Annotated in this window: 23 protein-coding genes; 7 read left to right on the top strand and 16 right to left on the bottom strand. The window is 64.8% G+C overall.

Going from position 1 to position 19,825, the window contains the following annotated elements:
* Window positions 1-19 precede the first annotated feature (19 nt).
* From AB4Z10_RS20430 to AB4Z10_RS20460, 7 genes are all read right to left on the bottom strand, one after another.
* Window positions 20-1,051: an amino acid ABC transporter permease gene (locus tag AB4Z10_RS20430; RefSeq protein ID WP_441472221.1), complete on the bottom strand. Its 1,032-nt coding sequence runs from the start codon at window positions 1,049-1,051 to the stop codon at window positions 20-22.
* Window positions 1,052-1,116: 65 nt separating this feature from the next.
* Window positions 1,117-2,310: an ABC transporter permease subunit gene (locus AB4Z10_RS20435; protein ID WP_441472222.1), complete on the bottom strand. Its 1,194-nt coding sequence runs from the start codon at window positions 2,308-2,310 to the stop codon at window positions 1,117-1,119.
* Window positions 2,307-2,849 (bottom strand): protein-tyrosine phosphatase family protein, encoded by a 543-nt coding sequence (locus AB4Z10_RS20440; RefSeq protein ID WP_441472223.1) that lies wholly within the window; start codon window positions 2,847-2,849, stop codon window positions 2,307-2,309. Before AB4Z10_RS20440 ends, AB4Z10_RS20435 begins: the two co-directional genes overlap by 4 nt.
* 11 nt (window positions 2,850-2,860) lie before the next feature.
* A complete protein-coding gene (locus tag AB4Z10_RS20445) occupies window positions 2,861-3,487 on the bottom strand; it encodes a GntR family transcriptional regulator (RefSeq protein ID WP_441472224.1) in 627 nt (208 codons plus the stop codon).
* A gap of 2 nt (window positions 3,488-3,489) precedes the next feature.
* Complete coding sequence (locus tag AB4Z10_RS20450) at window positions 3,490-4,092, bottom strand: protein-tyrosine phosphatase family protein (protein ID WP_441472225.1); 603 nt, start codon at window positions 4,090-4,092, stop codon at window positions 3,490-3,492.
* A gap of 51 nt (window positions 4,093-4,143) precedes the next feature.
* Window positions 4,144-5,187 carry a transporter substrate-binding domain-containing protein gene (locus tag AB4Z10_RS20455; protein ID WP_441472226.1) on the bottom strand — a complete coding sequence of 348 codons (1,044 nt, stop codon included), beginning with the start codon at window positions 5,185-5,187 and terminating at the stop codon, window positions 4,144-4,146.
* A gap of 374 nt (window positions 5,188-5,561) precedes the next feature.
* Window positions 5,562-6,794 (bottom strand): benzoate/H(+) symporter BenE family transporter, encoded by a 1,233-nt coding sequence (locus tag AB4Z10_RS20460; protein ID WP_441472227.1) that lies wholly within the window; start codon window positions 6,792-6,794, stop codon window positions 5,562-5,564.
* A 112-nt stretch (window positions 6,795-6,906) separates the two neighbouring features.
* Between AB4Z10_RS20460 and pdxR the strand changes: the two genes are divergently transcribed.
* Window positions 6,907-8,397, top strand: coding sequence for a MocR-like pyridoxine biosynthesis transcription factor PdxR (gene pdxR / locus AB4Z10_RS20465; protein ID WP_441472407.1), 1,491 nt, complete (start codon window positions 6,907-6,909; stop codon window positions 8,395-8,397).
* Window positions 8,398-8,467: 70 nt separating this feature from the next.
* Window positions 8,468-8,914 (top strand): PaaI family thioesterase, encoded by a 447-nt coding sequence (locus AB4Z10_RS20470; protein WP_441472228.1) that lies wholly within the window; start codon window positions 8,468-8,470, stop codon window positions 8,912-8,914.
* A 121-nt stretch (window positions 8,915-9,035) separates the two neighbouring features.
* Here the strand turns inward: AB4Z10_RS20470 and AB4Z10_RS20475 are convergent, their stop codons facing one another.
* Window positions 9,036-9,179 carry a hypothetical protein gene (locus AB4Z10_RS20475; protein ID WP_441472229.1) on the bottom strand — a complete coding sequence of 48 codons (144 nt, stop codon included), beginning with the start codon at window positions 9,177-9,179 and terminating at the stop codon, window positions 9,036-9,038.
* Window positions 9,180-9,557: 378 nt separating this feature from the next.
* Here AB4Z10_RS20475 and AB4Z10_RS20480 point away from each other — a divergent pair, with 378 nt between their 5' ends.
* Window positions 9,558-9,842 (top strand): hypothetical protein, encoded by a 285-nt coding sequence (locus AB4Z10_RS20480; protein ID WP_441472230.1) that lies wholly within the window; start codon window positions 9,558-9,560, stop codon window positions 9,840-9,842.
* 24 nt (window positions 9,843-9,866) lie between these two features.
* Here the strand turns inward: AB4Z10_RS20480 and AB4Z10_RS20485 are convergent, their stop codons facing one another.
* The 4 genes from AB4Z10_RS20485 to AB4Z10_RS20500 all read right to left on the bottom strand — a co-directional run bounded on the left by AB4Z10_RS20485 (window position 9,867) and on the right by AB4Z10_RS20500 (window position 12,919).
* Window positions 9,867-10,268 carry a PRC-barrel domain-containing protein gene (locus AB4Z10_RS20485; protein ID WP_441472408.1) on the bottom strand — a complete coding sequence of 134 codons (402 nt, stop codon included), beginning with the start codon at window positions 10,266-10,268 and terminating at the stop codon, window positions 9,867-9,869.
* Window positions 10,269-10,410: 142 nt separating this feature from the next.
* Window positions 10,411-10,605: a heavy-metal-associated domain-containing protein gene (locus tag AB4Z10_RS20490; RefSeq protein WP_441472231.1), complete on the bottom strand. Its 195-nt coding sequence runs from the start codon at window positions 10,603-10,605 to the stop codon at window positions 10,411-10,413.
* Window positions 10,606-10,914: 309 nt separating this feature from the next.
* Entirely contained in the window at window positions 10,915-11,601 is a 687-nt protein-coding gene (locus tag AB4Z10_RS20495) for a Spy/CpxP family protein refolding chaperone (RefSeq protein ID WP_441472232.1), read from the bottom strand.
* Window positions 11,602-12,001: 400 nt separating this feature from the next.
* Window positions 12,002-12,919, bottom strand: a complete 918-nt coding sequence (locus AB4Z10_RS20500) for an alpha/beta fold hydrolase (protein WP_441472233.1) — start codon at window positions 12,917-12,919, stop codon at window positions 12,002-12,004.
* A gap of 137 nt (window positions 12,920-13,056) precedes the next feature.
* Here AB4Z10_RS20500 and AB4Z10_RS20505 point away from each other — a divergent pair, with 137 nt between their 5' ends.
* On the top strand, window positions 13,057-13,956 hold the full coding sequence (locus AB4Z10_RS20505; RefSeq protein WP_441472234.1) for a LysR family transcriptional regulator: 900 nt from the start codon (window positions 13,057-13,059) through the stop codon (window positions 13,954-13,956).
* A gap of 166 nt (window positions 13,957-14,122) precedes the next feature.
* Entirely contained in the window at window positions 14,123-14,440 is a 318-nt protein-coding gene (locus AB4Z10_RS20510) for a hypothetical protein (protein ID WP_441472235.1), read from the top strand.
* 177 nt (window positions 14,441-14,617) lie between these two features.
* Here AB4Z10_RS20510 and AB4Z10_RS20515 read toward each other — a convergent pair whose 3' ends face one another.
* Entirely contained in the window at window positions 14,618-14,908 is a 291-nt protein-coding gene (locus AB4Z10_RS20515) for a hypothetical protein (RefSeq protein WP_441472236.1), read from the bottom strand.
* A gap of 403 nt (window positions 14,909-15,311) precedes the next feature.
* Here AB4Z10_RS20515 and AB4Z10_RS20520 point away from each other — a divergent pair, with 403 nt between their 5' ends.
* The gene (locus tag AB4Z10_RS20520; protein WP_441472237.1) at window positions 15,312-15,593 is read left to right on the top strand and encodes a hypothetical protein; all 282 of its coding nucleotides are present in this window, start codon (window positions 15,312-15,314) and stop codon (window positions 15,591-15,593) included.
* Between the two features lie 217 nt (window positions 15,594-15,810).
* Here AB4Z10_RS20520 and AB4Z10_RS20525 read toward each other — a convergent pair whose 3' ends face one another.
* Window positions 15,811-17,049: an NAD(P)/FAD-dependent oxidoreductase gene (locus tag AB4Z10_RS20525; protein WP_441472238.1), complete on the bottom strand. Its 1,239-nt coding sequence runs from the start codon at window positions 17,047-17,049 to the stop codon at window positions 15,811-15,813.
* Window positions 17,042-17,311, bottom strand: coding sequence for a hypothetical protein (locus tag AB4Z10_RS20530; protein WP_441472239.1), 270 nt, complete (start codon window positions 17,309-17,311; stop codon window positions 17,042-17,044). Before AB4Z10_RS20530 ends, AB4Z10_RS20525 begins: the two co-directional genes overlap by 8 nt.
* A 367-nt stretch (window positions 17,312-17,678) precedes the next feature.
* On the opposite strand from AB4Z10_RS20530, the gene AB4Z10_RS20535 reads away from it, so the two are divergent.
* Complete coding sequence (locus AB4Z10_RS20535) at window positions 17,679-18,125, top strand: low affinity iron permease family protein (RefSeq protein ID WP_441472240.1); 447 nt, start codon at window positions 17,679-17,681, stop codon at window positions 18,123-18,125.
* Between the two features lie 489 nt (window positions 18,126-18,614).
* On the opposite strand, the gene AB4Z10_RS20540 is transcribed toward AB4Z10_RS20535, so the two are convergent.
* Window positions 18,615-19,652, bottom strand: coding sequence for an AraC family transcriptional regulator (locus tag AB4Z10_RS20540; RefSeq protein ID WP_441472241.1), 1,038 nt, complete (start codon window positions 19,650-19,652; stop codon window positions 18,615-18,617).
* Window positions 19,653-19,825 lie beyond the last annotated feature (173 nt).

The raw sequence follows: 19,825 nt of genomic DNA on the forward strand, positions 1-19,825 counted from the left end.
AGCTGGCAGGTCTGCATCGCTATCGCCGGCGGCCGGAGCTCTTGGCCGCCAGCCGCCTGCCGACCCAGGACAGATAGGAACAGGACAACAGGAACCAGGCGCCGACGAAGACATAGGCTTCCAGCGCCTGGTGGCCCCAGGCCACATCGCTGAACGCCATCTTGGCGGTGGCGTTGAGATCGTGCAGCCCCAGCACGACGACGAGCGACGTGTCCTTGTAGGCGCCGATCGTGCTGTTCACCAGGGCCGGCATCGAGCGCTCGATCGCCTGCGGCAGCAGCACCCGGCGGGCGGTCGCCCAGAAGCCGAGGCCCAGCGAGGACGCCGCTTCATGCTGCCCTGCGGGCAAGGCGAGCAGCCCGCTGCGCACATCCTCGGCCAGGTAGGCGCCGTGAAACAGGACCAGCGCCACCAGCACCGCTGCGATCGGGCCGATAACCATGGTCTTGGGCAAGGTCAGCGGAAGGACGAAGACACCGACGAAGAGAAGCGTGACCATCGGCACGCCGCGCATGGACTCGACGAAAAGGCCGGCCATCCGCTTCAGCAGGCGATGTCGCGTCTGGTAGCGTGCAAGCGCGAGCAGGATGCCGAGTGGGAACGCCAGCGCCAGCGCGATCGCAGACAGCATCAGGAGCAGCGGCAATCCGTTCCAACGCGTGGCGTCGACAGGGGCAAGTCGGAGCGCTCCTCCGCCCATCAGCAGGAAACTCGCCAGAATGCCGGCGCCCCAGAGGCCGGCCAGGGTCGTCGCCTTCGGCCAGCGCCCGCTTACAGCCATCCAGCCCGTCCCGCCCGATAGCGCCAGCAGGATCGCCGAGACGAGGGCAGGGCGCCATTGCTCGTCGAACGGATAGGTCCCGAAGAGCATGAAGCGCGTCTTCTCGACCCAGAACGGCCAGCACGCGCCGGTGGCCGCAGCGCATCGGGCGGCCTCGCCCCAGGGAGGAACCGCGGCAAGGATGAGCCAGCGCAGCATGGTCCAGCCGAGCCACAGAGCCAGCGCGGCGCTCGCCGCCGAAAGCAGCGCGGCGCCCGGCCTTGCGATCACGCCGGCGATCCATCGGGCCGGCCGCGGGGGCGCCGATCTGGGTGTCGCTGCCGGAAGGGTGATGCTCATCGGGCCCCCCGTCCTTCGCGGGCACGGATCCGGTCGCTCCACCGGTTCAGGACTCCGGTGAGGCCGAGGCAAAGCAGCAGATAGAGCGCCATGGTGATCAGCATGAGCTCCAGCGGCCGGAACGTCTGGTTGATGGCGGTGCCGCTGACGGACATCAGGTCCGAATAGCCGACGGCGATCGAGATCGACGTGTTCTTGAGCAGGTTGGCGAACTGGCTGTTCAGCGGCGGGATGACGGTCCGCAGCACCTGCGGGACGACCACAAGGCGGATGGTGCGGCCGCGTGTCAGGCCGAGGGCCGCGGCGGCTTCCATCTGGCCCGTCGGCACCGCCTCGATGCCGCCGCGCAGGACCTCGGCGATCTGTGCGCCATGGTAGAGCGCCAAAGTGACGACCACCGCGCAGAACTGGATGGAAATGCCGACGCCCCCCTCCACCGCGAAGCCGGCAAGCACTGGCCGGCTAAGCTGCAGCGGCGCCTGCAGGAGCAGCGCGAGGCCGGCCGGAATCACGAGGAAGAGTGCAAGCAGAACCGGCATGACCGGCGGCCGCTTCCCGGTCGCGGCCTGTCGCCGCCCCGCATGGCGCATCCAGAGCGTCGCCATCGTCGCGGCAAGCAGGAGCGACAGAACGAGCCAGATGCCGTTGCGCGGATCAGCGGCCAGCCAGGGGAAATAGATCGCCCTGTTGGAGATGAGCACAGGCCCCAGCGCGATCGCGCGCCGGAGCGTCGGCAGTCCGTTGACCGCGACGACGAACAGAACCAGCAGGATGAGGATCTTCGGCAGGTTGCGGAAGAGCTCGACATAGGCGAGCGCCAACAGCCGCGCGAGCGGGCTCGGCCCGACGGAAACCAGGCCGACCGCCAACCCCACCACGCAGGCGAGGATGAGGCTGACCGCCGAGACGAATAGCGTGTTGACAAGCCCGGCGAGGATGGCCCGGAGATAGCTGTCCTCGGCGTTGTAGGGGATCAGGCTTTCGCTGAGATCGAAGCCGGCCTGCTGCCAGAGAAAGCCGAAGCCCGGCTGCATGCCGGCAGCCGTCATGTTGGCGCGGACATTGATGGCGATGAAGGCGAGGACGAGAAGCAGTCCGCCTCCAATGAGGCAGTCGACCACGGGAAACGGGCGTTTCACCGGGGGAGGGCCGAGCGCGTGCGACGCGCCGCCAATGCTGGCGGAGCTCATGGTCGGCCCGTCCTGTCGATGCCGGAGAGTGCGGGACGTCGCATGCCTGCGGCAAGGCGGCAGACCAGCTCCCGCTGGATCTCCGTTTCAGGCCCCGAGCCGGCCGCGGCGATGGCCGCCTTCGCTTCTTCCAGCCCCAGGCCGAGCGCGACGAGGATGCAGATGCCGACCATGCCGGTTCGCCCGATCCCGGCAGCGCAATGCAGGAACAGGCTCTGCCCCCGCAACAGGTCGCGGGCCGCCCGGTCGACGAGCGAGCGCAGCCCCTCCTCGTCCTCGGGAATGCCGAAATCGCTGATCGGAAACCCCGTCACGGCAATGGCGACGCCAGGCTGGAGAGCTGCGTAGTCCGGCGATTTCCGCGCGACCTCCTCCGGAGGCGCCAGGCAGATGATGCGGCTCACCTTCGCCTCGGCCAGCGCTTCGAGATCCTCGCGCAGCGGCCGTTTCCGGCCGGGCATGGGGCCGAGCCAGAGTGCGCCCGCGACGGCCGGCGGTAATCCTGCGCGGCGCAGGAACTGCGCCTGGGCGGTGCTCATCTCCTGCTCCGTCAATCCAGCGGTGCCTCGGCGGCGAGGCAATCGAGGACATCCCCCGGCGTCGCCGCCCGCTCCAGCAGAGCAATGGTGCTCTCCAGCCCGGCAAAGGCCGCTGCGGCGTCGTTCCGCACGGCTTGCATCCGCCAGCGGATGACACGCCAATGCATCGCGGCATGAGCTTCCGAGGCGATGGGGTCCCTGATGAGGCCGGACGCCAGTTCGAGCATCTGCGTGCGGATCTCGAAATAGCTTCCTTCCGGATCCGGCCCCGGGCTTCGCGCAAGCCCGGCAATCGTGCCTGCGAGGACACGGGCCGGGACGTCCAGTTTCGGTGCCGCGCAGCGCCGGCATAGCCGGAGCACGTCGGCGAGCATGGCGAAGTGCAGCCTCCGCTCGGCTGGCTGCAGCGGGCTGACCACCGTGCCGATGCCGGAGCGCGTCTCGAGCAGATGTTCGAAGGCCAGCCGCTGCAGGACTTGCCGGATCGGCGTCCGGCTGACGCCGAACTCCTGCGCCAGCTTGCCTTCGTGCAGCATGATGGAGGTCTCCGGGTCTTCGCGGCAGATCCGGAACCGGAGGGTCTGCAGCATCTCCTCGGCGCGCGCCGGAGCGGATCTCGGTGCCAGTTGTAGCGCCACGTTCAGAATTCCTCGTCTTGATCCCGCAGGAACAGGCTTCCGCCGGTCTGCGACTGTACCCAGGCTTCCTGGACCGGGCTTTCGACCGAGTCCGGAAAGGCGTTTCGAAGCCGGCCGAGCGCCTCGGGCGGCGTCAGCCCCTTCCAGCAGAGGATGGCGGCGGCGACCGTCCCGCTCCGCCCCGCGCCGTAGAGACAGCAGAGGGCGAGCGAGCGGCCGGCCGCCATCTGGCGGTCCGCCATCGTCTCGATTCGCCGCCACGCCCGCAACCACGGCGCGCCGGGCGCTTCGTAGTCCTCGATCGGCAACGCGATCAGATCGATGCCTGCTTCCCTGGCCCTCTGCTTCAGCAGCCTGCGCAGGCCGGCAGGGCATTCGTCGTCGCGAACCAGCAGGACGAAGAGCGCCGTGTCGAGGCGGCCGAGCTCCGCCAGGGTCTCCGCGAGCGACTCAGGGTCGACCCAGCCACGGCCGCGATGGTCGATCGAGAGCCCGGGCACGCCGAGCGTGACGAGCCGGCCGCCGCCCGGGCAATCCACGACCGCCCGGATGGAAACGACGGACTCGATGTACTCGTCCGGCATTGTCTCGCTCGGCTGGACCAAGCGCGTTCTCCCTCGTGCGGCCGCCCCGAGCCAGCCGCCTCGGCATGCAGCTTATCGGATCGGATAGGCGTACATCAGGCCGCCATTGCGCACTGACGCATTCTGGGTGCCTTCCCGCTTCAGCTTGAACGGCGTTGCCGGTCCCAGATTGCGGTCGAAAACCTCGCCGTAGGAGCCGACCTGCTTGACGACCTGATAGGCCCAGTCGGCCGGGAGCTTGAGCTTGGCGGCCATGTCCGCCGCCGCGCCATCCTTCGCGAACAGGCGCTGTACTGCCTTGGGCTGCTTGGAGAGATCGGCGACCGCCTTGTCGACGTTCCCGGAATTGATGCCGAGCTCGTCGGCGTTGAGCATGGCGGCGAAAGCCCAGCGCACCGCCTTCTGCAGCTCGTCATCGGGCTGGGTCGCGAGCGTCAGCGGCTCGGCCGAGATCACCTCGGGCAGGATCTCGTAGCTGTCCGGGTCCTTGGCGAGCTGGCGGTCGGCCGCCAGCGCCGTCAGGTCGGAAGCATAGGCATCGCACTTGCCGGCATAGAACGCCTGCAGGCGCGCAGTCTTATCGGCGATGTTCTCGATCTTGTAGGACATGCCCTGCGCGGCATACCAATCGGCGATGTTGAGCAGAGTCGTCGAGCCGTCCTCGGCGCAGATGGTCGCGCCCTTCAGCTCCTTGGCGGACTTCACGCCGAGCGACTTCGAGACCATGAAGCCCTGCCCGTCGTAGAAGGTCGTCGCCACGAAGGCGAGGCCGGGATCGGCCGAGCGCGTGCCGGTCTCGGTGATCGAGCGTGAAGCCATATGGGCCTGCCGCGAGACGAGGCTCTTCAGAGCATCCGAAAAGCCGACTCCGCGGATATCGGCCTTGCTCGCGTCACCGAGGATCGCCGCCGCCGCCATCCGGCAGAAATCGGCGTTGAAGCCGCGGAACACGCCCTTGCTGTCGGGGATCGAGAAACCCGGTGCGCTCGGGCTGACGAGGCAGATCAGCTTGCCGCTCGACTTGATCTCGTCGAGCACCGGGCCGGCCTTGGCCTCCGAAAGCTGGAGCAGCGACGCGGCGCAAACCAACGCTGCCGCGAGTGAAGGGCGGATCATGGCGTTCCTCCGGTGACGATTATCGTTATACTTGTATACAAGTAGACACTAGGCAGCCAGCTGCGCCTCTGTCAAGCAGTGGAAGGCGCGGTCTGCGCGCCGGGCCGGCGCCAAACGCGTCTATTGGCAGACACGCGAAGCAACGCGCCTGCGCGCAAGCTCTATGGCGACGTTGCCCTGTGCCCGGGCTGCATCGTCTATCGCAAGGATCCGGCCTGATCACGGGGCCGTGCCCCTCCCGGGAGAGAGCGACCTCATCGGGCCGCTATCTCCCGAGGCTCCGCAGTGCGCTTCTCGATCGGCGAAATATCCTCGCCCTGACCGACGCGAGGAACGTCACCGGTTCCGGCGCCGGGCAGGCGGGTGGGCGGTCGTCACTTTGCGGCAGCCTCGCTCCCGGTCGGCCCGTTCCGTTGACTGCGCAGCAGGCCGCCGTTCAGAACGAGATGGGCGACGAGCCCGGCGACCAGGCCCCAGAACGCCCCGCCGATCCCGAGCAGTTTGATGTTCGCAGCCGAGGCCAGGAAGGTGATGAGCGCGGCTTCGCGGGACGCCGGATCGGCCATCGCTCCCGCGAGGCTGCCACCGATCGTGCCGAGCAGCGCGAGGCCGGCCAGCGTGGTGATGAAGGTCGCCGGGAAGGCCATGAAGACGGCGGCGAGCGTGACGCCGAACACCCCGACGAGCACATAGAAGCAGCCGGCCGCGATGCCAGCGATCCAGCGCTTCGACGGGTCTTCGTGAGCCTCCTTACCCGTGGCGATCGCGGCCGTGATCGCCGCAATGTTGAAGGCGTGGGAACCGAACGGGGCCATGACCAGTGAGCCGAGACCCGTCACGGTGACGATCGGATTGGCGCTGGTCTTGAAGCCGTCGTTTCGCAGCACCAGCATCCCCGGCATGTATTGACCGGTCAGCGTGATGACGAACAGCGGCAGCGCGACGGACAGCAGCGCGTCCAGCGAGAACGCCGGCATGGTAAAGACGGGAGCTGCGAACGCCAGCTTGAGTCCGGACAGATCGACCCGACCCTGCATGAGCAAGAAGGTCAGCCCGATAAGCAGGATGCCGACCACGGCATAGCGCGCGGAGAAGCGCTTCAGCACGACATAGGCGATGACCAGCAAGCCGACGAGCAGCGGATCGACGCTCGCGCCGCCGAATGCACCGATGCCGAATTGGAGCAAGATGCCGGCCAGCAGGCCCGAGGCGATACCCGGCGGAATCAGCCGGATGACCTTCTCGAAATAGCCGGATAGCCCGAGCGCGACGAAGGCCGCTGCCGAGAGCATATAGGCGCCGACGGCGTCGGCGTAGGGTGTGGTGCCGAGCGCTGCGACGAGGAAAGCCGCTGCAGGCGTCGACCAGGCCGTGATGATCGGCTCGCGATAGCGCCAGCTCAGGAAGAGACCCGTCAGCCCCACGCCGATCGAAACCGACCAGACCCAGGAGGCCGTCAGCTCAGGACTCAGCCCCGCGACCTTCGCCGCCTGGAAGACCAGGATGAAGGTGCCTCCATAGTTGACGATGACGGAGATCAGGCCCGCGACGACAGGATGGGGCAGGTCGTTCAAGCGAATGGGTGAAGATGCGGCGCGGGACGACATGATCCTGAAAAATCTCCTGAAGCTCGGGACGCAGGGCCAACAAGTCGGATTGACACATAGTCAAACAATGGCCCGATGTTCCCATCCATTTTATTCGAGGGGATCAGACCATTTGTTCAGGCACTCTCAACTGGAAACGGTGAAGGCGGGGATGGCCCACCCCGCTCATGCGGCGATGCCGCTCCATGCGCGGATCCAGCGGGCCATCCGGCAATTGATTATCGATGGCGCGCTTGGACCGGGAAAACCCCTTCCGGCCTCGCGCGCGCTCGCAAAATCGCTGGGGGTGTCGCGCGATACGATCGAAGCAGCCTACGTCCGGCTCCATGCCGAAGGCTTCATCGATCGCCGCGTCGGGAGCGGCAGCTTCGTGGCAGAGATGACGGAGTTCACGCCCGGCCATCGCCTGTCCCAGCGGGATGCGCTGCTGCGCCACCAGGCTCCGAACCTCAGCAAGCGCGGCAATGCCATGTTCCGCAGCGGCGGGGTGCACGATACGCTGTCGCCCCGGCCCTTCTCGCCCGGCGTGCCGGAAACCCGCACCTTTCCTCTTCAGCTCTGGGAGAGGCTGGAACGGCAGGTGCGCAGGGAGATCGGCACCCAGGCGCTGGCTCACGGTGATCCGCAGGGAACCGAGCCGCTGCGCCGCGCCATCGCTGATTACGTGAACCTGGAGCGCGGCGCGCGCGCGACAGCCGACCGGGTGCTTGTCCTCACCAGTTCGCAGCAGGCCATGATGTTGTGCGCGAGCATGTTGCTCGATCCCGGCGACGGGATCTTCATCGAGAACCCGGCTTATCACGGCGCGCGCAAGGCGTTCGACGCGGCGGGCCTCGAATGCGTCCCAATCCGGGTCGACCGGCAAGGGATCGTCGTCGAGCAGATTCTGGCCCAGCCGCGCAAGGCGAAAGCCGTTTCCCTGACGCCTTCCCACCAGTTTCCGACCGGGGCGACGCTGGCGCTGGACCGCCGTCTGGCCCTGATCGAATGGGCGGCCAGGCATCAGGCATGGATTATCGAGGACGACTACGACAGCGAATTCCACTATGCCGGCAAGCCGACGGCCTGCGTGCAGGGGCTCGATCCCCACGACCGGACGATCTACATCGGCACCTTCACCAAGTCGCTCTTTCCGGGCCTGCGGATCGGCTATGTCGTGCTGCCGCCGCAACTCGTGAAGCCGATGACCATCGCGCGCACTCTCCTCGACGGGCATTCCGCCCCGATGGCGCAACTGACGCTGGCCCGCTTCATGGAGGGAGGGCATTTTGGCGCCTATGTCCGCACCATGCGCGGCATCTATGCGCAGCGGCTCGATGCGCTTGTCGATCTCGTCCAGAAGCACCTGTCGGATTTTGTCGAGCCGCGCATTCCCATCGGCGGGCTGCAAATGCCCTGCCTGCTGACATGCGATCTATCCGAACGTGCCGCCATCGATGCTGGGCGGCGTGCCGGGATCGAGCTTCTGGGATTGTCGGCCCTTCACGCCACGGGTGATGCCGAGGCCGGCTTCCTGATGGGCTTTGCCGCCTCGACGTCCGCCGAGACCGAAATCGCAGTCAAGAAACTGGCGAATGCATTTCGGACAGTGGCGAAACTATAATGGCGGCTCAATCACGCCCGGTTTCCAGCCGAATGGCTGCATGTCACGCTGCACTGCGGAGGACATTCAAATGAACGACGAGTTGGCGCGGGTTGATCAACGAATTCGGACCAGCTTCGCCAAGCAGGGGCTCATGGGCGCGCTCGGCGCAGTCGTGACGAGTGTCGCACCGGGACAGGTCGTGATCGAACTGGTGCCCAAACCGGAAATCTCCCAACAGCACGGCTTTGTTCACGCAGGTGCAGTCAGCGCCATTGCGGACAGCGCGGCGGGCTATGCCGCCCTCAGCACGATGCCGATGGACCGCGGGGTGCTCACCACCGAGTTCAAGATCAATCTCCTGGCGCCGGCGACCGGCGAGCGCATCATCGCGCGTGGCAAGGTCGTCAAGGCGGGGCGCACGCTGACGCTGGCCCAGACTGAGGTCTTTGCAGCGAAAGACGGAAATGAGCGATTGATTGCCCTGCTCACGGCAACTCTTATGGCCATCGAAGGCCGGGACGGCATCGCCGACTAGAGGGGGCCTCCCGCCCAAGCGAGGTATTCGCAGCGCCGGGCGCCTTGACTCTTGCTACTCCCCGGCCCGCCGAAGCCAGCGTGGCCAAGATGCGTGCGCGACAACTGACCCCGGCCGAATGTCAGATGCCCCTTCCACCGCGCCGCAACCACGGTACCCAGTCCCACCATTGATTCATTGCCGCAACCGGGTCGTCGGCGGTGTCGATCGGCTGAACAAATGAAGATGCTTCGGGTTGACGGTCGCCTGCATCCGGCTTGGACATGCCAGCTTCCCCGCTCCAAGGCGCCGCGGTCCATCCCTCTGCCGAAAACGCAATAACAACTCCGGCCACAATCAGGCCAAGAGCTGAGACGAATAGAAGGATCATATCAGGTACCGACCTCTCGAAAACGGAACGAATCCAAGCCGGTCGTGTTCCGCGTGATCGGATGATGGCGCTGCGTCATCATGCTTGGCTTTCGGTCCACGGCGAACTGGCCAGCCCTCCACGCCGTCGCATGCAATGCAATGAGGCGCCCCCTGGGGGGCCCGGCGGGTAGCCAAACGTCGATTGCTTTCATCCCGGAACAGGCGTGTACTTCAGCAATTGTCTGTTGGCGTTCGGGACTGCTACGGGCGCCGCTGAGGCGGGGACAGAGCAATGTATGTCGGGACAGGTTTGCTCATCCTGCGGGACGGGCGGATGCTCCCGCTCTCCTACAAATTTGGCAGCGATTATGACGAAATCCGCGCTGGATACCTGTACTGCGACACCTCGGACATCGATCCCGCCGCGCTTCATTCCAAATTGCGCGTGATATGCGAGGACGGCACCCAGATAGACGTGGCAGTGATGCATTCCAGCGACCGGTATCTCGCGGTCACGGGGCGGGTAATGCCGGTGAGGCAACCTGAACAGCAAAATGGCCCCGCCAGCCAGAGCTGACGGGGCCTGAGCAACGGGAGCAGCCTACTTGCTCCAGCGGCCTTCGTACTTGAACTCGGGCGCCGCTTTCAGCGCGTCCTTCGTCGTATCCATGGTCGCCGACCACTTCTTGTCGTTCTCGGAATAAACCACCTTCACGGCGGCTGGCGCGACCACGACATAGCGCTCACCCATGCCCAGGAAGCCGCCGACAGACAGGATAAGTCCGGACAGCCTCCCATTGGACACGACGAGGTCCTTGATCTCGCCTACGTTGTCCTTGGCATTGTTCTGGACCTTGAGGTTGATCAGGTTACTGCTGAGCACGTCGGTCGGCTCAGCTTTGATATAGACTTCGCGCGTGGCGGTCGTCGCAGTCTGAGCATGCAGAGCAGTCGCTCCAGCGAACGACGTGGCAACGGCAAGAGCGACGAGCAGTTTGCGCATCATGAATTCTCCAAACTTAATTTCCCAACCGCGGAAACAACGTTAAAGGGCGGTGGATGTTCCTCTCTCGACACCGTTGAAAACGAAAAACCCGCCGACCGGAGCCGACGGGGCTAATCCTCTACCTGTGAGCGCGCCTCCGTCAGGCCGCGACCGGAGTGTAGCCGGCCTTGGTCACGAGGGCCTTGATGGACGCCAGGTCGGTGCTACCGCGGACGGACACCAGCTTGGAGGCCGGATCGGCTTCAACCTGCGTGCCGGGCAGCCCAGTCTCGATCGCCTTCTTGATCGTGCCTGCGCAGTGGCCGCAGGTCATGTCCTCGACCCGCAGGGTCAAGGCGTTCGGATCCCGCTCGACCGCTTGACCCGGCCGGGAGGAGTGGCTGCTGCATCCGCACATGGAATGATCTCCGCTTCTGACGATGAGCGCACCATGCACCTTCCCACGATGGTAAGGTCAAGCGGCAACTTCGTCTGAACGCGTCGTTGGAGGTCTCGCACGGGCCGTCGCGGCCCCCCGTGCCTTCCAAAGTGACATTGCGGGGCGGGCGAGCTTGCGCCTGCCCGCTTTCATCCCCCCACGACCGGATGGCTCCGAGCGCGGAGGTGCCCGCGTTCCGTGGCCGACGTCATCCGGGCTGGAGTGTCAGCGGCTTTCCTGACTGTCGTCGTCATCGTCCCCGGCTCCGCCGGGCATCATGGCGCCACCGGGACCCATCGTTCCCCACCCCGTCATCATCCCCCGCCCCATCATGCCGCTGTCGCCCATCCGGACGAGCACTTGCAGCCGCCGCTTCTGGGCTCCGTCGAGGGCCGCATAGAGCGGCGACGCGGCGTCCGCGAGCTTGCGCACGGCGTCCGCTCCCTGGCTCATATGGTCGGCCATGATGCGGAGCCGACCGACCGGATCGCTCGCCATCATTCCCCGGGTCTGGCGCATGGCCTGCATATGGCCAAGGTGAAGGGTTGCCAGGTTGCGGATCGCAGCTTCGACGGGGGGCCACGCCTTCTCCTGGTCGGCGGACAGCTTCAGCCCGGCATGGATTGCCGCGATATGGGCGTCGATGAAGGCGCTCATGTCCTCGGCCGAGAACCGGCCCATCATCCTTCCGCTCATCATGCCCCTGTCCATCATCTGGCCTTGCACCATCTGACCCATGGGCATTGGCATCCCGGATTGACCGGGCGCTGCCTGAGGCTTTGCCGGGGCCGTGGATTGGGCCTGCGCTGCAGCGGCACCACCCGGATTGTGTTGGTCATGGGAGGTTGGCGCCTGGGCCAGGGTGGGTCCGGCGAGAGCAATCAGAACGGAGGTGAGAACAAGCGTTTTCATGGCGGGCCCTCCTTTGCGAGTCTGTCGACCAAGGTAAAAAGCGGTCTCAGCGCATCTTTCGTTCCATGGGTGCGGCCACGATGTGGGCCATGTGGCTCGCGAAGAGGTGAATGCCGAGAACCCCCATCGCGAGCGTGCAGACACAGCCCAAGGGTGTGTCGACCAGAAAGGGTCCCCCGGGTCTTTGGCGACCCCGGGGCAGCATTCGGTGCGGTGCTCATGCCGAGGTTTCCGTAAGCGGAGCGTCGTGATCTTGGACCTCCCCCGCGGATGATACTTTGAGCGAGATCAAGGCGAGGCGTGGCTGCCCGCAGAAGCGATCGGGTGAAAAGGCCGGCTTTGGCCGGCCCGAAGCGTACCGCCGAGCACAGCCGGCGTCCGGTGCCTGCGACCAGATCGGTCAGCGCCCCTTGTCCAGGAAGGCGCGGACTATCGCGATGGTGGCCGTGGGGTTCTCTTCCATGATCCAATGACCGGAATCGGGGACGACGCCTTCGGTTACGTCGGTCGCAGCGTCACGCATGACGACCGCCATCGTCGTGCCGAACGACTTTTCTCCACCGATTGCCAGAACCGGCATGGTGAGCTTGCCGCCGGCCTTCAGATAGGCGCGGTTGTCGATCGCGTCCTGATCGAAGGCCGCGAACTGGGCAAAGCCAGAATGCATGGCGCCAGGCAGTGCGTAGAGCTTGGCGTAGTGCTCGCGCGAAGCCTCGGTGAAGCGCGCCGGTGTTGCCGAGAACTCGTTCCAGAAGCGGTCGAGATAGATGCGCTCGCGGCCGGCCACGAGCCGCTCCATGTCCGGCCCGCCGAAGCGGAAATGCCAGAGTAGCGGGTTCTTGAGGATCTCCTCCCATGGACCGACGCCGGGCACAGGTGCGTCGATGAGAGCGAAGCGGCCGACGCGCTGCGGATACTGTGCGGCGAAGGCGAAGCCGACCATGTTGCCGATGTCATGCGTGACGATATCGGCGCGCTCGATCTTGAGGGCATCGAGCACGCCCGCAACGTCCCCGGCCTGGGTCTTCTTGTCGAAGCCGGAGGCTGGCTTGGACGACAGGCCGAGCCCCCGCAGATCAGGCACGATCACCGTGTAGTCCCGCGCCAGATCGGCTGCCATCGGTGCCCACATATCGCCGGTCTCGCCATAGCCGTGCAGCAGCACCACTGCCGGTCCCCGCCCGCCGAGGCGAACGTGGATGGTCGCGCCGTTGGTCGCGATCTCCTGCGTCTTGAAGGACGCCGGAAAGTCGGGGACCTGGGCGGCCGCCGGGGCGGCCAAGGCAAGCGCCCCAAGTGCGAGTGCGAACTTCAACATCGAGTATCTCCCGCCTGTCGGGAGGGCGGTCCGTGCGACCGTCGCTATCTGCCCCGTTGGCGAGACGGAACGTAGCATTCGGGCCCCGTTCGGATTAGCATCGCATGGGCGAAACTTATGTCCGGGAAAGCCGAACGATGCTGAAGCTCGACGGCATCGCGACCTTCGTCGCGATCGCGGAGGCCGGCTCACTGAGCGAGGCGGCCCGCCGGCTGCATCTATCGAAATCGGTGGTAAGCGACCGCCTCGCGGAGCTGGAGCGCGGCTTGGGAGCGAACCTCCTGCATCGCAGCGCCCGCCGGCTTACGCTCACCGAGGACGGAACCGCTTTCCTTGCGCGCGCGATTCGTATCACGCGGGAGGTCGAGGAGGCTGCCGCCGACATGGCGGAGCGACGCGGCGCCCTTGTCGGACCGTTGCGGATTTCGGCACCAGTCACCTTCGGCCGGATGCATCTCGGCCCGGCGATCTACCCTTTCCTTGCCCGGCATCCCCGGATCGAGTTGACGCTCGACCTCGATGACCGCCGTGTCGATGCCGGCTCCGACAGCTATGATGCCGTGCTGCGCCATGGGCCGATCGTGGATTCGCGCCTCGTCGCCTGGACGCTTGCGCCGAGCCGGCGGGTTCTCGTTGCGTCTCCGGACTATCTCGCGCGGCGCGGGACGCCCGGCTCAATGGCCGAGCTCGATGGGCATGACGGCGTCTTCTACACCAATCGGGGAGCCGGCGACTGGCGGTTCCGCGGGCCGCAGGGCACGACCAGCGTGCGCGCGCGCCCCGCGCTGCGCGTCAACAACGGCGACATGATGCGGGATGCCGCGCTGGCCGGTCTCGGCATCGCATTGCTGCCGCTGTTCATCGCCAGCGCCGAAATCCGGAGCGGCCGTCTGCGCATCGTCGACATCGGCGTTCAGCCTGAAACCGAGTTCATTCACCTGGCTCATCCCGAAGGTCGCCGCCCCTCGGCGAAGCTGCGCGCCTTCGCCGATTGCCTTCGCCGCGCCTTTGGCCATCCTCCCCCTTGGGAGCGCTGAACGCCCCAAGCACCGCCCGGGCCGAGGAGCGCGTCCGCATTGCGAGCGGGTTGGGTCACGAAGAGCCGTGCGAAGACGTCCGGCGAGGAAACGCGTTTCGCGGCTGGACCGAGGATCGGGAACGGGTAAAGTCCGGCTCCGGGGTAGACATGACAGGGGCATAACGATGCGCCTATGGGCGTTGGCGGTTCTTTGCGTGGCCGCATTTCCATTGAGCGCTATCAGCGCCGAGCCGCGCAAGGGCGAATTCCTGCAGGACTACGTCACCTGCGAACTCTGGATGAAGCGCGCGTCGACTGACGAACAGATGCACACCGCGATCAGCCAATGGGTCGTTGACGCGCTGCGCCAGCATTCCCCCTCTCGCTTGTCGCAATATGGCGACGGCGAAATCATCATCGCGGTTGAGCGCCACTGCCAGGCGCAGCCCAAGCATACGCTCGCGGTCGCCACGTTCCTGGCGGGCCTGAGACTGCCGGAATAGGGCCGGGATCGGTGGGCCATTGGGAACAGATCGGACGGGATAACGAGATAGAGCGCGACGGGCGAGCGATGCGCCCAAGGGCGTGAGCTTTTGGCAAGGCCGCACCGCGCCAACAACTGCAGCCTGGCTGGTTGCCGTTTTGGTCGTGAACCAAGCGTTTGGAGGCGCCTAAGCGAGCTACGGCTTCGGCGGGGCTGGCTGTCCTTCGTGCAATTCCTTCCCCGTCGGCGTCGTGTCCTTTCCATAGTCGCGATTTAGCTGCGAATCCGCGCCGCCTTTGCTTTGCGCATTCTCTCGTCGGTTCGCATCGGGAGACTGTTCAGCGGCCCCGCCGCCGGCACCTTGCTGAGGCGCCGCCCCTGGCTTAGCGCCCGCGCCTTCATTTGTGGGCGGATGAAATTGGGCTTGGGCGGCTGTACCAATATTCAGCGCGAGCACCGCGGCAATGACCAAGAGCTTATGACCCATGGAACGCTCCTCCCTTTGGAGAGCGAACGCGCGCGCTGGATGCGGTGTTCCCGGCTGAAAGCCCCGGTCAATCCGCCACCGTCAAGCCCTGTGAGCCGCTCCCGCATCCCTGCGAACACGCGTCAGCGCAAGGCGCCAACCGATCTTCGGGGTTATCGCTCTTCGGTGCAGCCGGCCTGCAGGCGATGCGCGATGAGTGTGGCAAGCTCGCGAACGACCAGCGGCCCGGGCCCGCCATGCCTAACCGCCGATTTGCCGCTAACGACGGGGCTTTCGAGCAAGTCGAACTCGACCTGCAAGACGATTAGGCTGCTTCGCGCGAAGCCGGGGGGTGGCGAATGATGCAAGCGAGTGCCATTAGGACGTGCTCGGTTAATACGCGCATCGCGGCAAGGAAGCTAAAGTGGCTAAGCGGACAAAATCCAAAGCTCTCGATACCGAGTTCACGATGTTCGATGTCGTTTATCAAGACGGATCGAGAACCTCCAATCGGCGCGTTCCCACCTCCTTGCTCGGCGGCCTGGATGGCGACGAGCCCGCGCGAGCGACGATCATGGAGCAGGATCGTCTAATATCGGAGAAATCCGGCAATCCGCCCTTGGCAATTGCGACCATTGTGCGCTCGGCAAGCGCGGCAGTTGAGCAGGACAAGCGCAAGGATGATCGAAAGAAGCGCTCCACCTGAAGGAGCTCGCCATCGTCGCTCGTCGTGAGAGAACGATCGGGACGAGCGCAGGAAGGGCACCGACGGACTAACGCATCCAGCCGGTCGTGGCGAGGGCGGCGACCACGTCGATATTGTAGAGCACGTGGCCCCGCTGACTTCGGCTGGCGGAGCCTTTTCGCGTTCTCGGGGGGTAGACCGACGCACCGGCCACGGCCCCGCTTCAAAGGTCTTTCCGCTATTTTCGGATCAAGGCGCGGTCGATCGCAAAGGCTTCGAACCAGGGCCTTTCCTCGCCGCGGATCAGCATGCCGATGATGCGGGACGCCAAGAAGCTGAAGGTTATGCCATTGCCACCGTAGCCATAGGCCGCCAGCAGGCGTTTGTGTCCGGGGACGTGGCCAATCAGGGGCAAACCATCCGCCGTCTTGCCGAAGGCTCCGGACCAAGCGCGATCGAGATCTAGGCAAGCCAGGGGAAGCAGGGCGTGAAGCTTGGCGCGAAGAGCTTCGGTCTTGTCTCTATCGAGCCCCTCGCGGCGCTTCGGATCTGCGAAGCTCTCGTCTTCCCCACCAAAGATGATCCGTCCTTCCGGTGTGGTCCGAAAATAGGAATAATCCTGCGATGCCTCCCATACGAGAGCACGGTTAAGCCAGAGCGCTTGTGCTGGCTGCGGCACAGTCGCAATGGCCCAGCTCGATGCAAGCTGGTGGAGCGCATCCCGAACGATCGCCGGCATGACATAGCCGGTGGCCAGTACGAGATGAGCGGCCTCAACGACATGCCCGCTGGCAAGACACACGGCTGCAGCCAAGTTGGTGCCGTCAAACCCAACTGCCTCGTCCCGGATCAAACGCGCCCCTCGGCGTGTTGCGGTCATCAGAAGGCCGTGACAGAGCGCAACCGGATCGGCCTCAGCTGAACCGGGAGAGATAATTGCTCCCGGGCGATCGAAGCCCAAGGCGCCGCGCAGGCCTGTGCCGTCGACGACGTCACCGGGAAGCCCAGCACGTCGACGCTGCAAGGCTTCATCTTGCAATTCCCGCAAGCCGATCTCGCCCGCCGCCAGATAGACCGTCTGACGCGGTGCGAAGCTGCACGGCAAAGCGAGCTCCTCTATCAGGCGCCGCAAGCCTGCGACTGATCTCCAGCTCAGTCGATAGGCCTCGGCGGCACGCGCGAAGCCATAGAGGCCGGCGAGTTCGCGCAAAGGCAGATCAATTTCCCATTGCAGCATCGCGGTTGACGCCGCCGTACTCCCGAAGCCCTCCCGCTCTCGGTCGATGACCGCGACATCAAGGCCCATCGCGGTCAAATGCTCGGCAATAAATGCACCGGTAATGCCAGCGCCCACGATCGCAACATCGCAGCGAGTGTCGCGCGCGAGTGGCTGGCCGCGCGGGCGCTGCAGGGCAGGGCGCCACGGGCCAGATCCACTCCGCAGATCATCGTGGCGCGTGGTTTCGGGATCAAGCATCACTTTGACCGGAGGGAAACACAATGAGAGCCCGGAATTTCGGTGCCATCGTCAGCAGCGGGTGCGTCGCATCGTTGCGACGGGGCTCGGCGTCCGCGCACGCGGCGAGCCAATAGACGGAGCCGATCGGAAGCAGAAGCCGCTCATCGGCCACGCGAACGAGACCTTTCGCCAAATATTCGACGCGGGGACTGCTGCGCCTTGCGATCGTCCTGGCAATCTGTCGATCGATCGAGAGGGCTCTGAGCTGCCGCCGTTTCATCGCGCCTAGCCTGCTGGAGATCAGGCTGAAACGAGGCAGACCAGAGATTGTTCAGAGCAATCTTGCGAAGTACACCGAAGAACCTCGAGAATCCTCGAAAAACCGACGCGCCCCTGCCGAGATCGGGCGACTATCGCGGGCTCAAAAGGGTCTGCACATACTGTCGGGAAAGGGCCGCCAGAGGCGTGGCCGCGCGCCGGAACATTCGAGAGCCGGCTGGGTTTTCACCGCGCAACGTAAAGCAAGCTAAGACACTGGACGACGAGGCGAAGCATTCAACCGCAGTCGGGCTTGTTGGGGCAGCAACAAACCGACGGCGTGGCTTGGCGGCGTTCTGGCCTCGGAGCGCCTTTCCGGGATGACCTCAATGAGCACTTCGATCGAGCATCTGATCCATAAGAACAACAAGGCTTCGCTCTTCACGCGTCTGGCTCAAGCGGTTGCTAGCTGGACCGGCAAGCCGGTGACGTTCTTCATCGCGGTCATTTTGATCGTTGTCTGGGCGGCATCGGGACCCATCTTCGGCTTCAACGATACATGGCAGCTCGTCATCAACACCTCGACGACCATCATCACCTTCCTGATGGTCTTCATCATCCAGAACAGTCAGAACCGCGACACGGCTGCGATGCAGATCAAGCTCGACGAGCTGATCATTCGGCTCGAAGGTGCACGGGAAGAATTGCTTGATCTCGAAGAGCTCGACGAAGCCGACCTGTCCGAGATCCGCAAAGATTTTTGCGGGCGGGCTTCAACGGCCCGAGAAAAGGCCGCGGGCCTGAAGCCGCAGCAAAAGAAGCCGATCAGCCCGTGAAATTGGGCCCTCCTTCCCGCCAAGCTTCACGAGGGTGGGCGAAAGTTACCCCAACGACGGATTTCGTCCCGGCATCGGCGCCCGCTTTGAGCAGCCGCGTTGAGCGTATGCAGGGGGCGAATCGCTTGTAAGCGCCGAGAGCACAGGCCTGAAAGCTGCCCGGCATGTGCTCAGTGTGGGAAGTTTGTGCAGGAAGATACTGAGCCTGGAACTAGATCTCCGAAAAAGATCCAGATTTTCACCGCGCTGAATGGCGCGCCATTCAGGATAAAACTGCGAACATCTATGTGTTTGACATTGCACTATAAGGTTTCCGATCCGGAATCGCCAAAGCAAGGTTGAGCTATTTTTCGTCCTCTCGACCATTCAATAGATTGGACGATGTTGCTTGTGCTCGGCGCAGCGGTGCGAATGCACCCGTTGCCAAGGAAGCGTTTCAGGTCCTCCCGCTTATCGTCGCATCCGATTTCAATTCGCGGACGCTCTCGATTACGGGAACTGGCCGAGTTGTGCGCGCAGCGCGACCGCGCTCACGCCAAAGGCCGCCTCGAACTGAGCGTTGAAGCGGGTGAAATTGGAGAAGCGCCAGCGGCGGGCAATCTCTCCGACGGATTCACCGGAATTGCCTTCGATCTCGCGTCGGACACCCTCCAGCCGCACAGACCGTTCGTACTCCGAGATCGACACCCCCAGAAACTTCTGAAAGCCGTATTGCAGAGCCCGCAAGCTCACGCCGGCGACCGCAGCGAGCTCATCGGGAGTGATCGGCCGGCGGGCATTCTCCCGGATGAATTCGACCGTCCGCTTGACGTGCTTTGGGGCGATGACATGGGAGCTCCGTTTCAGTGCCTTGGTATGGTTATGGGGCAGCACCTCGAGAATGAGATCCGCCAGCAGGGCACTCAAACGTCTCGCGCCATGCCGGGAATCCTGCAGCAATTCTACCAGCATCGACAGATCGAGCCCCATCAGGAAGCGTCGCAGGGCGCCGACCGAAGGCTGCTCGAGGTCGAGCTCGGCCTCGAAGCTGAGCTTGTGCATGACCGGCGCCCCTGTCAGTTCGAACAGGCGGTTGGTCAGCAGGTTTCTGTCGAGGAGCACGGAATAGTTTTCGGAGTGAGCCGAGCGATGCAGCGCCTTGGTCTCGCCGACGTCGAAAATCGCCGCCTGCAGCCTTTCGCAGCGAATGACGCGATCTTCGAGTTGGATGTTTGTCGCCCCCTTGAGCGCCAGCAGAAGCTCGTATCCACATGGGCTCTGCCGCGGCTGGATCTCGACCGGGTCCTCGAAGCTCGTCCGGGTGAAGACGATGCCATCCGACGCATGATTGAGCGTGCTGATCTCAATTCGCCCCGACGGCCTGTTCGGCTGCGAGATCGCGATGCTCACTCCGCATGCTGCAAAGTGCTCCATCGCTTCATGAGGGTCGTGGGTGACGAAGTGGTGCAGTGCCTGCCGCCGCGCCGGTGCGCGGAGATAGTGTCGCGTCATCACGCCGCTCTCGATCTCGGCGCGCGGCGCAGCCAATCAACGGCGGCAAGCTTGCTGCCGCGCGCCCGGCCGCATGGCAGCGCCGGATATCCCAGGTGTCGACCCATCCAGAAGTTCCTAGGCCAGGCGGATCGCCAGAATCCGCCGTCGTTTTCTTTGCGGTAGGCGTAGCAAGGAGACAGATTGCGCAATTTGGATTCGCCGGGCGC

The sequence above is a fragment of the Allobosea sp. RAF48 genome, assembly GCF_052114025.1.
Classification (GTDB): domain Bacteria; phylum Pseudomonadota; class Alphaproteobacteria; order Rhizobiales; family Beijerinckiaceae; genus Allobosea.

What these genes read in the sequence shown, in the direction of transcription:
- AB4Z10_RS20500 (WP_441472233.1), bottom strand. Translation starts at nt 12,919, where the DNA reads ATGTTGAAGTTCGCACTCGCACTTGGGGCGCTTGCCTTGGCCGCCCCG.
- AB4Z10_RS20460 (WP_441472227.1), bottom strand. Translation starts at nt 6,794, where the DNA reads ATGTCGTCCCGCGCCGCATCTTCACCCATTCGCTTGAACGACCTGCCC.
- AB4Z10_RS20435 (WP_441472222.1), bottom strand. Translation starts at nt 2,310, where the DNA reads ATGAGCTCCGCCAGCATTGGCGGCGCGTCGCACGCGCTCGGCCCTCCC.
- AB4Z10_RS20440 (WP_441472223.1), bottom strand. Translation starts at nt 2,849, where the DNA reads ATGAGCACCGCCCAGGCGCAGTTCCTGCGCCGCGCAGGATTACCGCCG.
- AB4Z10_RS20485 (WP_441472408.1), bottom strand. Translation starts at nt 10,268, where the DNA reads ATGCGCAAACTGCTCGTCGCTCTTGCCGTTGCCACGTCGTTCGCTGGA.
- AB4Z10_RS20505 (WP_441472234.1), top strand. Translation starts at nt 13,057, where the DNA reads ATGCTGAAGCTCGACGGCATCGCGACCTTCGTCGCGATCGCGGAGGCC.
- AB4Z10_RS20535 (WP_441472240.1), top strand. Translation starts at nt 17,679, where the DNA reads ATGAGCACTTCGATCGAGCATCTGATCCATAAGAACAACAAGGCTTCG.
- AB4Z10_RS20495 (WP_441472232.1), bottom strand. Translation starts at nt 11,601, where the DNA reads ATGAAAACGCTTGTTCTCACCTCCGTTCTGATTGCTCTCGCCGGACCC.
- AB4Z10_RS20530 (WP_441472239.1), bottom strand. Translation starts at nt 17,311, where the DNA reads ATGAAACGGCGGCAGCTCAGAGCCCTCTCGATCGATCGACAGATTGCC.
- AB4Z10_RS20475 (WP_441472229.1), bottom strand. Translation starts at nt 9,179, where the DNA reads ATGTCCAAGCCGGATGCAGGCGACCGTCAACCCGAAGCATCTTCATTT.
- AB4Z10_RS20470 (WP_441472228.1), top strand. Translation starts at nt 8,468, where the DNA reads ATGAACGACGAGTTGGCGCGGGTTGATCAACGAATTCGGACCAGCTTC.
- AB4Z10_RS20455 (WP_441472226.1), bottom strand. Translation starts at nt 5,187, where the DNA reads ATGATCCGCCCTTCACTCGCGGCAGCGTTGGTTTGCGCCGCGTCGCTG.
- AB4Z10_RS20515 (WP_441472236.1), bottom strand. Translation starts at nt 14,908, where the DNA reads ATGGGTCATAAGCTCTTGGTCATTGCCGCGGTGCTCGCGCTGAATATT.
- AB4Z10_RS20525 (WP_441472238.1), bottom strand. Translation starts at nt 17,049, where the DNA reads ATGCTTGATCCCGAAACCACGCGCCACGATGATCTGCGGAGTGGATCT.
- AB4Z10_RS20510 (WP_441472235.1), top strand. Translation starts at nt 14,123, where the DNA reads ATGCGCCTATGGGCGTTGGCGGTTCTTTGCGTGGCCGCATTTCCATTG.
- AB4Z10_RS20480 (WP_441472230.1), top strand. Translation starts at nt 9,558, where the DNA reads ATGTATGTCGGGACAGGTTTGCTCATCCTGCGGGACGGGCGGATGCTC.